The sequence below is a fragment of the Pyxidicoccus trucidator genome (assembly GCF_010894435.1).
GTDB lineage: Bacteria > Myxococcota > Myxococcia > Myxococcales > Myxococcaceae > Myxococcus > Myxococcus trucidator.
Genome location: NZ_JAAIXZ010000036.1, coordinates 1 through 14,632 on the forward strand (window position 1 = coordinate 1; position 14,632 = coordinate 14,632).

The following is a 14,632-nucleotide window of genomic DNA, read 5'->3' on the forward strand; positions in this document are numbered from 1 at the left end:
GCTGATTCATATCGGTGCTGCCGGCTGCGCTTCTCAGCGCGACCTGGCTGGCACCGTCAAAGAATTGACTGCGGTTTCCGCAATCTGTCTTCTACTTGGGCTTGCTATTTGGTTTTCAAAGACCGAGTCGCTTGAATTGCTTGCGACTTTTTGTTACCGTTGCTGCGTTTGCTGCCTGCCGTTTTCAACCGGCGGGGCTGCATTTTCTATTCGAGTTCGCGTCCGCTTGCAACTTCTGCTTTCGCTTTCTCGTGGCGTCCTCGAAGTCCTCAGCGCCGCCCAGTGGCTTCCGCTGTTTTCTTTCGAGGGGGCGCGGCTTCTACCGCTTGGCCGCCTTCCCTGTCAACCGTCGCTTCGTTGACTCTCCCTCCGAGTTCCTCGCCCTGTTTCTTCCCGGGCTTTTTCTTCGTCGGGGGCGCGGCTTCTACCACCGCCGCGCTGTGAGTCAACCTGCTTCGTCGACCGCCGTATTCTGTTTGTCGGGGCTGCACCACGTCCGAAGTCCCTTCCGCGCCAGTGCGCGGGCTTCGTCGTGGGGGCGCGGCTTCTATCACCACCGCGTTTCGAGTCAACCGCTTCGGCCGACTCTTTTCTTCCGTCCTGCGCTCTACGGATCCATCTGGCTGCTGCTGCCCGCCAGCGGGTCCGTCGAGTGGGGCGCGGCTTCTACCACCGCCGCGTTGTGAGTCAACCGCCTCCTGCTGACTCTTTCTTCCCGCTCTTTTTCGGGAGCTGACTGGCCACGGCTTCCGGCCAGCTGCTCCTTCGGAGAAGGGGCGCGGCTTCTACCACCGCCGCGTTGTGAGTCAACCGCTTCCGCGGACTCATTTGTTCCGCCCCTCCGTCATCGCCCCTGCCCGTGACTGCGTCCGGGTTGAGTCCCCTGGGCTGCTTCCTCGCCGGGCCTGAAGGAACAGAGCGCTCGCCCGCCTTCTGGCAGGTCCGCTTTCGGGCTACAGAGCTGGATTCCGGTGAAACGCTGCATTCTGCTCAGGAGACACGCTCGTGAATGATTTCCACATGAGGGCTCGGGTTCTTGGCGTCGTGATGTGGGTCGCGGGAGTCGGGCTCGCGGGGTGTGGCTCTGCCCCGGAGCAGGAGCTCGAGGATACTTCCGGCACCTCGCAACAGGCTCTCACGGAGGGCGCGCCGCTGACCGCGCACGATGCGAGCTGCCTTCGCCTGCAGGACCAGAACACCTGGAGCAGCGCCGCCTCCTACATGACGCCAGTGGGGCCCGCGGTCGGAATGCCAGGCGTGCTCGGCGACCTCAACCGCGTGGGCCCCGTCCTCGGAGGCACCAACCACCCACCCGCCGTGGGCTACAAGGGAGGCTTCCGCTGGAACGATGGCGACATGGCCACCACGGACTGGGTGCCCCAGGCGCTCACCGCCGGCGTGTCCGGTGCCACCAATGTGGCCATCGTCTCCTGGCACTACGCGGCGACCAGCCCGGACAAGGGCGTGCGCATCTCCGTGGCGGACATCTCGGACATGTCCCTGAGTGCGGTGAACTACCGCCACGTCCTCCTGGTTCGGCCCACCAGCTCCGGCAACTTCACCGCCGTGCCCGTGCATGGCGGGGGGCTGGCCTGGTACGGCAACTACCTCTATCTGGCCGACACCTCCCAGGGGTTCCGTGTGTTCGACCTCACGCAGATTCGCGAGGTGGACGCCAGCGCGACCTGTGAGACGCGGATTGGCAAGGTCAACTCGGTGTGGTGCGCCTATGGCTACAAGTACGTGCTGCCGCAGGTGAGCGCGTACGTGGTGCCGTCGACCCTCACCAGCCCCTGCCGTCCCAAGTTCTCCTTCCTGGGCAAGGACACGCGCGGCACCACGGACGTGGTGCTCTCCGGGGAGTACTGCAACAGCAGCGATGCGCAGTGCCCATATGACGACTCCACTCCGGGGCTCGGCGGGCGGCTCTACCGCTGGCCGGTGGATGCCACCACGAACCGACTCAAGACGGTGAATGGCGCTGCGGCACCCGAGCGGGCGTACATCATGAACGAGCCCAATGTGCAGGGCGTGGCGCCCATCATGACCACGACCGCGACTACGTCGTACTGGCTGAGCTCCACCCGCTACAGCGGCGCACTCTTCAAGGTGTCCACGGGCGCGTCGCGCACCGCGTACCTGTCGGGAGACAGCAGGTGGGCCCGGATGCCCGAGGGCATGCACGCCACCGGCAGCGGCACCAACCTGTGGACGGTGACCGAGGGCTACCAGGGCTCCACCAGCCCGTCACTCGGCGGGCGCGTGGTCTTCTATGTGGACCAGGCTGCCGTGGACTGAAGGTCCGAGCCCCCACCTCCGTGATTCACGTCCCCCCGCGGGTGTGAGCGCACACGCCCGCGCGGGAACCGGACATGGACGTCGTCCGCCCCCGCGTCAGAACAGGCGATTGAGGCCATTGAGCGCGGCCACGCGGTAGGCCTCGGCCATGGTCGGGTAGTTGAACGTGGTGTTGATGAAGTAGTCGATGCTGTTGCCCGGGCCGTCCTGCGCCATGATGGCCTGGCCGATGTGGATGATCTCCGAGGCGTTGTCCCCGAAGCAGTGGATGCCGAGGAGTTCCCGTGTCTCCCGGTGGAACAGCAGCTTCAGCATGCCCACGGTGCGCCCGGTGATCTGCGCGCGCGCCAGGCTCTTGAAGAAGGCGTGACCCACCTCGTAGGGCACGCCGGCCCTGGTCAGCTCGCGCTCGGTGCGGCCCAGGCTGCTGATCTCCGGGCTGGTGTAGATGCCGGTGGGGATGTCCTTGACCAGCTTGTGCTCCAGCCGCCCCTCGACGATGTGCGTGGCGGCGAAGCGGCCCTGGTCATACGAGGCGCTCGCCAGTGAAGGAGCCCCCACCACGTCGCCCACTGCGTAGATGTGGGGCACGGAGGTCTGGTACGCGTCATTCACCTGGATGCAGCCTCGCGAGTCCATGGCGATTCCCAGTGCCTCCAGTCCCAGGTCGGCGCTGTTGCCCGTGCGCCCGTTGGCCCACAGGAAGGCGTCCGCCTTGAGCTGCTTGCCGCTCTTGAGGTGGAGCACCACGCCGTCTCCTCGCGCCTCCACCTGGGCCATCTCCTCCTGGTGGCGGATGAGCACTCCCTGCTCGCGCAGGTGGTAGGAGAGCGCGTCGGAGATCTCGTCATCGAGGAACGAGAGCAGCCGGTCCCTCGTGTTCACCAGGTCCACCTTCACGCCGAGCATCCGGAACATGGAGGCGTACTCGCAGCCGATGACGCCCGCGCCGTAGATGATCATCGTCTGCGGTGGCTCTCGCAGCCGCAGGATGGTGTCCGAATCGAAGATGCGCGGATGGCCGAAGTCCACCCCGGGCGGACGGTACGGGTGCGAGCCGGTGGCGATGACGAACGCCTTCGCGGACAGCAGCTCCTGGGAGCCGCGTGGCTCGGCGACCTCCACCGTGTGGGCGTCCAGGAAGCGAGCCCGGCCCACGACCAGGTCCACGCGGTTGCGCTCGTAGAAGGTGCTGCGCAGCTGGACCTGGCGGGACACCACCGAGGAGGCCACGCGCATCATGTCCTTGAGGGTGGTGGTGCGCGCCAGCTCCGCTCGTAGCTCCGGATGGTCCCCCTGCACGTCCACGAGCCGTTGGATGGCGTGGCGCAGGGCCTTGGAGGGAATGGTCGCGGTGTGGGTGCAGGCCCCTCCCACGAAGGGACTTTGTTCCACCGAGCACACGCGGCGGCCGGACTTCACCGCCTTCATCGAGGCCCCTTCTCCACCCGGACCGGAGCCGAGGACCACCACGTCGAACTGCCGAACGGTCATGCCCGGAGCCTTACCACGTGGCCTCGTGCTGCTCCACGCATCACGTTCACCTCGCGACAGGAGTTTGAAGCTCGCGGGCGTTGCGGGATCGGAGTTCTCGCTGTTCCGGAGCGTGTGCCATGCTCTCGCCATGGCGGACACGCCCAGGCCGAACGAGAACGAGGCTGATTCCGTGGTGGTGGACCGTCGCCGGTTCCTCACGTGGGTGGTGGCCTCGCCGGCGCTGGTGGTCGCGGCGCGGCTGGGGCTCGACATCCCACGGGCGGACGCCGCTCGAGCCGAGGTACCCGAGGCTGCGGCCGACGAGACCGCGCTCAACCTCTACATCGCCATCCAGACCGATGGACGCATCCACGCCACCCTGCCCCGTACCGAGATGGGCCAGGGCATCACCACGAGTGTGGCCATGCTCGTGGCCGAGGAGCTGGATGCCAGCCTCGGCTCGGTGGAGGTGCACACCGCCGACGCGGACTCGCGCTGGGTCATCCAGCTCACCGGCCTGTCCTCGACGATGCGCTACCTCTCGGGCCCCATCCGCGCCGCGGCCGCGACGGCCCGCGCCCGGCTGGTCACCGCGGCGGCGAACCGCTGGCACGCGCTCGCGCACACCCTCACCACCGCGAATGGAGAGGTGATTGCTCCCGATGGCCGCCGCGCGGGGTACGGCGAGCTGGCCGAGGACGCCGCGGCCGTGCTGCTGCTACTCGTCTCTCCGCTACCGAAGAACCCGAGTGAGTACACGGTGGTCGGCCAGCCCACGGGCCGCATCGATGCCCACGACATCGTCACCGGGGCGGCGCACTACACCCTCGACCTGGACATCCCCAACGCCGTGCCCGTGGTCGTCGCCCGCCCGCCCACGCTGCGAGGCACGGTGCGGGACTTCGACGCTTCGGCCGCGCTGGCGATGCCGGGTGTCCTGGGCGTGGCACGCCTGCCGTCGGGAGTGGCGGTCGCCGCGGGGAACTACGCACAGGCCTTCGCTGCGCGAGACGCCTTGCAGATCTCCTGGGCTCCCGGCCCCGCGAGCCACCTGTCCGACGCGGACATCCGCGCGCGCCTGCGGGATGCCATCGGCGCGCGCCCCTTCCCGCCGCTCTTCACGGCGCGCACCCTGGAAGGGCGCTTCGACTTCCCCTACCTCGCCCACGCGCCCATGGAGACGCAGAGCTGCGTCGCCCAGGTGACGGGTGACAGCGCCGAGCTGTGGCTGGGCGCGCAGGACCCGAAGTTCGTGCGGCGCGAGGTCGCGGCGGCGCTGGGCTGGGCCCTCACCCCTCAGCGCGTCACCGTGCATACGGCTCGGGCCGGTGGCGGCTTCGGTCGGCGGTTCTTCGCCGAGGCCGCCGTGGAGGCCGCGCTCACCTCGCGCGCGCTCGGACGGCCGGTGAAGCTGATGTGGAGCCGCAACGATGACATGCGACACGGCCGCTACCGGCCCGCCAGCCACCACCGCATCCTCGCGTATGTGGGCGCGAGCGGCTCCATCCTCGGGTGGAACCACCGCGCCGCCATTCCCACCGTGGAGTTCCCCCATGGGTTCGGGGACGCCATCACCGCCCTGGCCGGCACTGTCCTTCCCGAGGTGACCAGCAAGCTCTTCTTCGAGCTCACGCAGCACGTGCCCTATCGCTTCGGACTGGTGGGCCAGGAGCTTCGCGAGGTCTCCCTCCCCATCCCCACGGCGTCGTTCCGCTCCGTCTTCACCAGCCAGGTGGGCGTGGCCAACGAGGTCTTCATCGACCAGCTCGCCCGCGAGCTCGGGCGAGACCCGGTGGAGCTGCGCCGCTCCCAGCTCACGTCGAACCGGCTCAAGGCCGTGCTGGCGAAGGTCGCGCTCGAAGGCGCCTGGGGCCGGACGCTGCCGCCCGGAGTCGCTCAAGGCGTTGCCGTCCTCGAAGAGTGGGACAGCGCCATCGCCCACCTCGTCGAGGTCGACATCACCGGCGAGGCTCCCCGCGTGCTGCGCGTGGTCATCGCCGCCGATGTGGGCCTACCCATCAACCCGAAGGGCATCGAGGCCCAGCTCCAGGGCGCGGCCATCGACGCGTTCTCCACCACGCTGAGCGCGGGCATCCATATCGACTCGGGCGCCGTGCGCGAGGGCAGCTTCGCCGACTACCGGTGGCTCCGCATGCGGCACGCGCCCTCGGAAATCACGGTGCACCTCGTCCGCTCGGACGACCGCGTCGGTGGCGTGGGGGAGCTCGGCTACCCCAGCGCCGCCGCAGCACTGACGAATGCCATCGCCCGGGCGACCGGCACCATGCCCACCCGCTTTCCGCTGCTCGATGCAGGAGCCTGACCATGCCGGCCTACCAGTTCATCCTCAATGGCCAGACGGTGTCGGTGGAAGCGCCCGCGGACCTTCCGCTGCTCTGGGCGCTGAGAGACCTGCTGGGCGTGACAGGCCCGAAGTACGGCTGCGGCGTGGGCGTGTGCGGCGCCTGCACCAGCCACCTGGATGGCGAGGCCTTCCGCCCCTGCATCCAGCCCGTCAGCGGCGTGGCGGGCACCCAGGTCACCACGATTGAGGGCCTGGGCGGTCCGGGGCTCCATCCCGTGCAGCAGGCGTGGATTGCCGAAGACGTCGCGCAGTGCGGCTTCTGCCAGCCCGGGCAGATCATGGCCGCCGTCTCACTCCTCCGGAAGAACCTCGACCCGACCGATGCCGACATCGACGCGGCCATGAGCGACAACGTCTGCCGGTGCGGCACCTACGTGCGCATCCGGGCCGCCATCAAACGGGCAGCCCGTGTGCTCCGGGAAAAAGCCGAGGGTGGTACGGACACTCGCTGAGCGAGCCGCCGCGTTGACGCCGTGTGGAACGTCGGAGGCTACCTGCTTGGCGGTGGCGGCTCTCGCCCGCACCCGTTAGAAGGGCCCGGCCCGTCTCCGGCGCCGACCCGACAGCATGCGAAAGACCCACCGTCCCCTGACCACCCTGGCCCTCGCCCTGAGCCTCTTCATGGCGGCGCTGGAGGTCACCGTCGTCTCCACCGCCATGCCCACCGTGGTCGGCGAGCTGGGAGGCATCCAGAACTACGCGTGGGTCTTCACCGCGTACATGCTGTCCTCCACCATCACCGTGCCCATCTACGGGAAGCTGTCGGACCTGTACGGCCGCAAGCCCATCCTCCTCTTCGGCACCGGCCTGTTCCTCGTCGGCTCCATCGCCAGCGGACTCTCCACGTCGATGAACATGCTCATCGCCTTCCGGACCCTGCAGGGGCTGGGGGCGGGAGCGATGCAGCCCGTCTCGCTCACCATCATCGGAGACATCTACACCCTCGAGGAGCGCGCGAAGGTGCAGGGCGCCTTCAGCGCCGTGTGGGGCGTCGCCGGGCTGGTGGGTCCGCTCACCGGCGGCCTCATCGTGAAGTACCTCTCCTGGCACTGGGTCTTCTTCATCAACGTGCCGGTGGGCGTGGCCACCTCGCTCCTGCTGATGACCTTCTTCCATGAGCAGGTGAAGCACCGGCCGCAGCAGCTCGACTACGCGGGCGCGGCGCTGCTCTCCGGCGGCGTGGTGGCGCTGCTCTTCGGCGTCCAGGGCATCGGGCAGAACCTGTGGGCGCTGCCCCTGGCGGCCGTCCTGCTCTTCGCGTTCGTCCTGGTGGAGCGCAAGGCGTCCGAGCCGCTCATCCCGATGTCCCTCTTCAAGCAGCCCGCCATCGCCATCTCCTCCGTGGCCGGCGCGCTCTTCTCCGCGGCGATGTTCGGAGCCACCACCTACGTGCCGCTCTACGTCCAGGGCGTGCTCGGGGGCTCGCCCACGCTGGCGGGCGGGATGATCACCCCGATGATTGTCGCCTGGCCGGTCGCCAGCGTGTTCGCGGGGCGCCTGCTGCTCAAGATGGGCTTCCGTCCACTCATCGTGGGGGGACTCGGGCTGACGGTGGTGGGCACCAGCTTGATGGCGCTGTTGCTCAAGCCGGACTCCCCCGTCCTCCTCCTGCAGCTCGCCATGGGCCTGTTCGGCGTGGGGCTGGGCTTCGCGTCCACCGCCCTGCTCATCGCGGTCCAGACCAGCGTGGGCTGGGAGCTGCGCGGCGTGGCCACCGCCAGCAACATGTTCTTCCGCACCATCGGCGGCGTGCTCGGCGTGGGGCTGATGGGCGGCGTCATGGTGTCCCAGCTCCTCAAGGACCCGAGCATCCCGGTCTCCGCCGCCAACGCGCTGCTCGGTCCCGCGCATGGCGAGGGGGTGCCCGCGGAGATGCTCAAGACGCTCAGCCACGCGCTCGGAACGGGACTCACCATCAACTTCTGGCTCATCTGCGCCTTCTCCGTGGCGGCCTTTGCCGCGGGGCTGTTCTTCCCCAAGGTGTCACGGAGCACGGGGACTCCCGTCGCAGCCGCGGACGTGGCGGCGCCTCACTGAGCCTTGAGGAAGCTGCCCACTTCGGTGAAGACTCCCCGAGGCGTGCCACGCGAGCCCAGGAGCGAGACCGGATGAACGAGGTGAGCCGTGGCAACCCGGGGTCGAAGACGGCGGCCGTCTCCCGGTTCTGGCGCGATGACCGGCTGCCCTTCATCGAGGCGCGGGAGGTCCACGATGGGCGCAAGGTCTGCTACGCCCGGCATTTCCACGAGACCTTCTCCATCGGCGTGATTACCGGCGGGCGGAGCACCTATCTGAACCAGGCCGCCCGCATGCCGGTGGGCGCCGGGGCCGTGGTGGTGATGAATCCGGGCGATGTACATGCCTGCAACCCCATCCATGACCAGCCCTGGTCCTATCGAATGCTGCATGTGGACACGCGTTGGCTGGCCAGCCTCCAGCATGAGCTGGGGCTCAACGAAAATCAGGGCTACCACCCCTTTGCCTGCACCCTGACGACCGAGCCCGGGCTCTACGCGGCGTTCAATCGGTTCTACGACGTGCTGACCGCCCCCGGGTCCGAGTCCCTCCAGAAGCACAGCGCCGCCGTCACCTTCTTCGCGCAGACGCAGCAGTTCCTGAATCCCTCGGCATCACCGCTGCGGCAGGTGAACTTCAGGATCGAGCGTGCAGCGGACTTCATCAGCGACAACTGCACGCGCCCGCTCAAGCTGGATGACATCTGCCGGGCCGCGGAGCTGTCCGCGTCCTACCTCATCCGTGCGTTCAAGAAGCGCTTCGGCATGACGCCCCATGCCTACCTGGTCAACCGCCGCGTCCAGTTCGCTCGAGCCCAGCTCAAGCGGGGCCGTCGGATTGCCGATGTAGCCCATGAGGCTGGCTTCGCGGACCAGGCCCACCTTCAGCGTGCGTTCAAACAGCTGCTGGCAGCCACACCAGGGCAATACCAGGGCCAGAGCCGAGCTCGCTAGGACAGGAGCAGGTAGATGGCGCAGCCGGCGAGCAGCGCGGCCATGACCCGGTTGAACAGGCGCACCCGCGCGGGGTTCGCCAGATAGGTGCGCAAGAAGGTCCCCGCGTAGGCCCAGCAAGCCATCGAGCCCAGGCAGACCACGAAGTACACCGCCGCGAACTGCCAGACGCGCAGCGGCTCACTGTTCGCCGCGAAGGCGCCCATTCCCGCCACAGAGGCCAGCCAGGCCTTGGGGTTGAGCCACTGAAGGGTTGCGCCATGGAGAAAGGTGGGTGCGGCCCCAGCCTTCGCATTGCCGAGCGCGCCGTCATCCACCGCCAGCCGATAGGCCATGTACAGGATGAACGCGACCCCGCCCGCGCGGATGGCAGCCGTCAGGAACGGCCAGTACTCCAGGATCTCGTACAGCCCCAGGCCCAACAGCACCAGCAGCAGCGTGAAGCCCACCGTGGCGCCAATCACGTACCGCATGGCCGCGCGCAAGCCGAACTGGGCGCCGGTGCTCAAGGTCACGATGTTCACGGGCCCAGGAGAAATCGATGCGGCCAGGGCAAAGGCCGCCATGGAAAGAAAGATGCTCATAAATGCCTCTTCGGCTCAGGTGAAGTGTCTGACCGAAGCTAGGCGCCGGCTTCCCGTGCGTATTGAAGGAAAGTGACCTCGTACTCCGAACCCAAACACATACAATAAAGACATAATTGATACATGTATTTATTTGACTGTGATTGAGGACTCACCTCGCTCAGGACGCCCCCGGGAAATGACTGAGAGTCCGTTCATGTAGGCACGGCACTCCATATCCCCACGAAACTGCCTGATATTTCGTTCAGGTAGGCATTGCCGGTCCGCGACGTCGCGCTGGCCCTGCGGAGTCTCGCCGGAGGTGCTCACGGAGGCCGTGGAGAGGGCCTGGAAAATGACTGAAGACCTGTTCATGTAGGCACGGCATGTCGCAAAATCAGTGCCATTCACTGAAAGCCCGTTCCCGTAGCAGCGCGCGATCGGAAGTCCCTAGCTGACAGTCTGTTCATGTAGGCATGGCGATCATGACCAGGAGCGGTCGAAGACCTGCCCACTGGGGCGAGCCAGGGCGGCGGCATGGCTGCCGGCTGGAGACGCCATCGGCTGCGGCTCCCCCAGCAGGCGTGCATCCAGGGGCCCGAGGCCGCGTGCCGTGTGACGCTTGCTACCCCCTCCCCTCGCCCCCAGCGTTGGGCTTGGCGCTCAACTGGAGGCAGGGAGATGGCAAAGAAGAAGATCGTCGAGGGCTACGGAGGGACGAGCGAGCAACGCCAGCGCCACCTCCAGAATGACAACTTCTCCGAGCGGGCCCCTCATACCCCCGCCGAGTCGGAGCAGGTCCGCAGCACCCCCGAGGATGACGGGCGCGTGGTGAAGGTGCACCCCATCGGCGAAGAGGACTCGGACGACCTCTGGCGCGGGAAGCCGTGAGCTGTCGGCCCGCTCAGCGCAGGAAGAGGAAGTACAGCACCGCGCTCAGGGCAACGGACACGAGGATGCTGCCGAAGCAGCCAAGCTTGTTCGAGAAGAAGAGGAACATGGGCGAGCCGGAAGCTGCGCATCCCCGGCCGCCTGGGAAGCCCGGGGGGCACGCCGCTGTCTACCGCCGCACGGTTGCCCGGGCTACTCGCCGCGCTTCAGCCGCTCCACGTACTCGGAGGGCAGGCCCGCGGCCTGGGCGCCGCGCACCAGCGCCTCCACGAAGCGCGGGCTCACCGGGCCGTCCTGTGAGGTGCGCCTCGGGTTCGTGACGAACGCCGTGGCCTCTACCTCCTGCCCGTCCACGCGCACCCGCACGGAGCGCTCCACGCACATCCCCGTCACGAAGCCTTCCTTGTGCTGGACGATGGGCCAGTCCTGGCCGCGAATCTCGAACAGCCGTCCGTACACCGTCCGGCCCGCCGCGTCCGTCAGCCCCGCCACCCGCCCACCCCACCAGCGCGAGGGGAAGTCGTAGACCAGGTCCACGTCCACCGCCTCCGCCAGCCGCCCCTCGGGCAGCTCGAAGAAGGCGTAGCTGTGCTGCTGCTTCCACTCGTCGAAAGCAGCCCGGTCCAGGATGGTGGAGTACGCGAAATACAGCCGCGTGGCCGAGGGGTCCGCCCCCTCACGCGCCTTCATCACCTGGTCGTAGTGCGAGTCCATGTCCGCCCTCCTCTACACCGTTCAGCGGCGCGGCGCCCCGGCTTCGTCACGGAAGACCGCCAGCACTCCGGACACGTCCAGCCGCGACGTCTTGATGAACAGCCTCAGCGCGCGCTCCACGTGCTCGGCCAGCGTGGTCATCCGCTCCAGCCGCTGGAGCCGCTCGCGCGGCAGGTTGCCCACCGACTCCGCCAGCCGCCGCGCCTCCGCCAGGTCCGCGCGGATGCGCGCCACGAAGCCCGCCTCGCGCTCCTCGATGACGTGCGTCACCATGCGCACCAGGTCGGTCTCGGCCGCGTAGCGCCATGCAGAGTCCGTCGGCAGCCGCACCCGCTGGATGACGCCCCAGCGCTCCAAGTCCCGGAGCAGCATGGAGACGCCGCCCTTGGACAGGTCCAGCTCGCGCTCGATTTCGCCCGCCGTGAGGGGCTCACCGCGCAGGTACAGCAGGGCCCAGACGCGGCCCTGGTTGCGCTTGAAGCCCCAGAACTCAATGACATTGCCCACCGCGTCCACCGCGATGGCTTCCCACGACGCCAGCCGACCCTCCACTGCTGGCGCATCGGATGTAGGGCTCCCGGGTCCCCCCGTCCACAGGTAGCCCTTCATGCAGCCCGCCCCTGGACCTGCTCGGCGATGCCGGCGGACAGCTTGCGCGCCCAGCCCACCAGCTCCGCGCCGGCCGGCTCCTGGGCGAAGTGGCCCAGCTTGTCCAGCGCCGCTTCGATTTCCACGTTCATCCGCGCCATGGAGGCATCCACCGCGCCCGTGGCCTCGATGGCCGCGCCAATCTCCTTCGTGCGCTCGGGCGTAATCGTGGAGAAGGCCCACGCGTCCTTCAGCTTGCGGCGCAGGGACTCGTCCTTGGCCACCGCCAGGAGGATGGGCATGGACGGCGTGCGCGAGTGCACGTCCGCGTAGCGCGGCTTGCCCACGTCCGTGCCGAGGATGTCCCGGATGTCGTCGGCAATCTGGAAGGCCACGCCCAGGTGGCGGCCGAAGCCGTCGAAGCGCTCCATGGCCTCGGAGTTGTCCGCGAGCGCGGCCGCGGCGTTCCCGCACCAGCCGAACAGCGAGCCCGTCTTGCCCTCGGCGATGAAGCGCAGCCGGTTGAGAGGCAGGTCCAGGTCGCCACGGGCCTCCACCTCGGCGATGGCGGCGCGGGTCATCTCGGAGACGACGGAGAGCGCGCTGCGCGTCAGGCGCGAGTCCAGCAGCGACAGCTGGTACAGGCCGGTGGAGAGGATGAGGTCACCGCTCATCACCGCCACGATGTTGCCCCAGCGCGCATTCACCGTGGGCCGGCCGCGGCGGAACATGCCCGCGTCCACCACGTCGTCGTGCAGGAGGCTGGCGGAGTGGATCAGCTCGGCCGCCACCGCCACGTCCACCAGCCGCTCCGGCTTCACGTCCACCGCGCCGCCGAACAGCCGCACCAGCATGGGCCGCGCCCGCTTGCCGCCGGTGCCCAGGCACAGGTGACGGGCCGCCTCCATCAGGGTGTCGCCCTTCACATCCGGACCGGCATCGCCATCCACCAGCGTGCTGTTGAGCCGCTGCTCCACCGCCCCCAGAAAGTCCGTCAGCTCCCGAGCCAGGTCCATGTGCGCCGTCTCCTCGTCCGTTCATATAGTTCAAGACCGCGTGAACTGCACCTGAATCCAGCGTCCCCCTCCAGGCGGGCGGGCGAGGTGGGATACGCGGCCGGTGCCCGCCTGGGAGGCAGGCGTGCGCGAGGGGTTCACCGGGGGGCGGATTGAGGGCCCGGGGTGCCTGTGCGACAGACGAGGGGCCCCATCACCATTGAAGAAGGAATGCGTTGAGCCCCGCCGCCTTCCGCCGTCACCTCCTGAGCAGCTTCGCCTCGCTCGCGTCCGCCGTCCCGCTGTTCCGCCCTGGCACGTCCCTGCCGGGCTCGGCCGCGCCGCTGCTGGGCGCGCCTCCGGCGGACGGGCCGGGCCCCACGTCCACCCCGGCCGTCGGCCGGCTGCGCCGCACCCTGGGCGCGTCCGTGGCGGAGGGCATGTTCGCGGAGGTGTTCACCGCGTGCGCGGGTGCCACGGTGCTCACGGCCTGGGCCATCGCCCTCAAGCTGGGGCCCTTCCTGGTGGGGGTGATGACCGCCCTGCCCTTCTTCGCCCAGTTCGTGCAGTTCCCCGCGGCGTGGCTGACGTCCTTCTTCGGGCACCGGCGGGTGGCGCTCACGGCGGTGTGCCTGTCGCGCCTGGTCATGTTCCCCCTGGCCGTGCTGCCCTGGCTGGGCCTGTCCTTCCCCGCGCAGCAGCACCTGTTGCTGACGGTGGCCGGCGCCTCGGCGCTGCTGGGCGTGGTGGGCAACAACGCCTGGGTGGCATGGATGGGGGAGCTGGTGCCGCGCTCCGTGCGAGGCCGCTTCTTCGGCCGGCGCACCGCGCTCACCACGCTGGCGGGCACGCTGGCCTCCCTCACGGCGGGCCTGCTGATGGACCGGCTGCGCCCACCCGAGGGCGTGGGCCTGGGCCTGCCGCTCCTCGCCCTGGGCGCCTGCGTCATGGGCGTGGTGACGACGCTGCTGATGGCCACGCAACATGACCCGGCCCCGCCGGGCACCGCCCCGCGCCTGGAGCTCAAGGGCGCGCTGGTGCCGCTGAAGGACCCGGTGGCCCGGCGCGTGCTGACGTACCAGGTGGCCTGGAACGCGGCGGTGGGCGTGTCCGCTCCCTTCTTCGCGCTGCACAGCCTGCAGAACCTCAAGATGACCTTCGTCATCATGGCGCTGCACGCCGCGGCGGTGGCGGGGATGCGCATCCTCACCGCACCGCTGTGGGGGCGCGTCATCGACAAGGTGGGCGCGCAGCCGGTGCTGATGGCGTGCTCCCTGGGCATCAGCGCCATCCCCGTGCTCTGGCTGCTGCCGTCCGCGGGCACCCTGTGGCCGCTGCTGTTCGACGTGCTGCTGGCCGGCGCGCTCTGGAGCGGCCATGGCCTGGCCATCTTCGCGCTGCCCCTCACCGTGGCCCCGCGCAAGGGCCGCCCCTTCTACCTCGCCGCCTTCGCCACCGCGGGCGGGCTGGCCTACTCCGCCGCCGCCGCGCTGGGAGGTGCCATCGCCGCCGCCCTGCCCTCGCAGTTCATACTGGGCGGCCAGGTCTGGGTGAACCTGCACGTGCTGTTCGTGCTGTCCTCGGTGGCCCGGCTGGGCGCGGGCCTGCTGACCTCGCGCATCCCCGAGCCCGGTGCCCACCCGGCGCGCTCCATGTCCGAGCTGGCCGCGAGGCTGCTGCCCCGCTTCCGTCCCGCGCCCACGCTCGCCGAGGCCCGCTCGGGCGACGGCGAGCGCTGACGCCCCGGACGGTACGTGTCACGCGGCAGGTGTG

Annotated in this window: 13 protein-coding genes; 8 read left to right on the forward strand and 5 right to left on the reverse strand. The window is 68.9% G+C overall.

All coding sequences use genetic code 11. The features are described from left to right. Positions 1-361 (forward strand): hypothetical protein (locus tag G4D85_RS49090; protein ID WP_205526029.1); only part of this gene is annotated, 361 nt, incomplete at its 5' end. Positions 362-1,248: 887 nt separating this feature from the next. Then, entirely contained in the window at positions 1,249-2,298 is a 1,050-nt protein-coding gene (locus G4D85_RS47510; protein ID WP_240359942.1) for a hypothetical protein, read from the forward strand. 96 nt (positions 2,299-2,394) lie between these two features. Here G4D85_RS47510 and sthA read toward each other — a convergent pair whose 3' ends face one another. Continuing rightward, positions 2,395-3,792, reverse strand: a complete 1,398-nt coding sequence (gene sthA / locus G4D85_RS47515; protein WP_164021603.1) for a Si-specific NAD(P)(+) transhydrogenase — start codon at positions 3,790-3,792, stop codon at positions 2,395-2,397. Positions 3,793-3,922: 130 nt separating this feature from the next. Here sthA and G4D85_RS47520 point away from each other — a divergent pair, with 130 nt between their 5' ends. From G4D85_RS47520 to G4D85_RS47535, 4 genes are all read left to right on the forward strand, one after another. Continuing rightward, positions 3,923-6,097 (forward strand): xanthine dehydrogenase family protein molybdopterin-binding subunit, encoded by a 2,175-nt coding sequence (locus tag G4D85_RS47520; protein WP_164021605.1) that lies wholly within the window; start codon positions 3,923-3,925, stop codon positions 6,095-6,097. Between the two features lie 2 nt (positions 6,098-6,099). Further along, a complete protein-coding gene (locus tag G4D85_RS47525) occupies positions 6,100-6,591 on the forward strand; it encodes a (2Fe-2S)-binding protein (protein ID WP_164021607.1) in 492 nt (163 codons plus the stop codon). Positions 6,592-6,706: 115 nt separating this feature from the next. Further along, positions 6,707-8,176, forward strand: a complete 1,470-nt coding sequence (locus G4D85_RS47530) for an MDR family MFS transporter (RefSeq protein WP_164021609.1) — start codon at positions 6,707-6,709, stop codon at positions 8,174-8,176. 71 nt (positions 8,177-8,247) lie between these two features. After that, positions 8,248-9,108, forward strand: a complete 861-nt coding sequence (locus G4D85_RS47535; RefSeq protein ID WP_164021611.1) for an AraC family transcriptional regulator — start codon at positions 8,248-8,250, stop codon at positions 9,106-9,108. On the opposite strand, the gene G4D85_RS47540 is transcribed toward G4D85_RS47535, so the two are convergent. Then, a complete protein-coding gene (locus G4D85_RS47540) occupies positions 9,105-9,692 on the reverse strand; it encodes a LysE family translocator (RefSeq protein ID WP_164021613.1) in 588 nt (195 codons plus the stop codon). The genes G4D85_RS47535 and G4D85_RS47540 overlap by 4 nt on opposite strands. Before the next feature lie 660 nt (positions 9,693-10,352). Here G4D85_RS47540 and G4D85_RS47545 point away from each other — a divergent pair. Further along, positions 10,353-10,562: a hypothetical protein gene (locus tag G4D85_RS47545; RefSeq protein WP_164021616.1), complete on the forward strand. Its 210-nt coding sequence runs from the start codon at positions 10,353-10,355 to the stop codon at positions 10,560-10,562. Positions 10,563-10,754: 192 nt separating this feature from the next. On the opposite strand, the gene G4D85_RS47550 is transcribed toward G4D85_RS47545, so the two are convergent. Genes G4D85_RS47550 through G4D85_RS47560 form a run of 3 tightly spaced genes read right to left on the reverse strand, consistent with a single transcriptional unit; the run spans position 10,755 to position 12,880 of the window. Further along, on the reverse strand, positions 10,755-11,276 hold the full coding sequence (locus G4D85_RS47550; protein ID WP_164021618.1) for a gamma-glutamylcyclotransferase family protein: 522 nt from the start codon (positions 11,274-11,276) through the stop codon (positions 10,755-10,757). A 21-nt stretch (positions 11,277-11,297) separates the two neighbouring features. Beyond that, complete coding sequence (locus G4D85_RS47555) at positions 11,298-11,885, reverse strand: GbsR/MarR family transcriptional regulator (protein ID WP_164021620.1); 588 nt, start codon at positions 11,883-11,885, stop codon at positions 11,298-11,300. Next, positions 11,882-12,880: a polyprenyl synthetase family protein gene (locus G4D85_RS47560; protein ID WP_164021622.1), complete on the reverse strand. Its 999-nt coding sequence runs from the start codon at positions 12,878-12,880 to the stop codon at positions 11,882-11,884. The genes G4D85_RS47555 and G4D85_RS47560 overlap by 4 nt, the downstream gene beginning before the upstream one ends. A 215-nt stretch (positions 12,881-13,095) precedes the next feature. On the opposite strand from G4D85_RS47560, the gene G4D85_RS47565 reads away from it, so the two are divergent. After that, positions 13,096-14,598: an MFS transporter gene (locus tag G4D85_RS47565; protein WP_164021624.1), complete on the forward strand. Its 1,503-nt coding sequence runs from the start codon at positions 13,096-13,098 to the stop codon at positions 14,596-14,598. Positions 14,599-14,632: the final 34 nt, after the last annotated feature.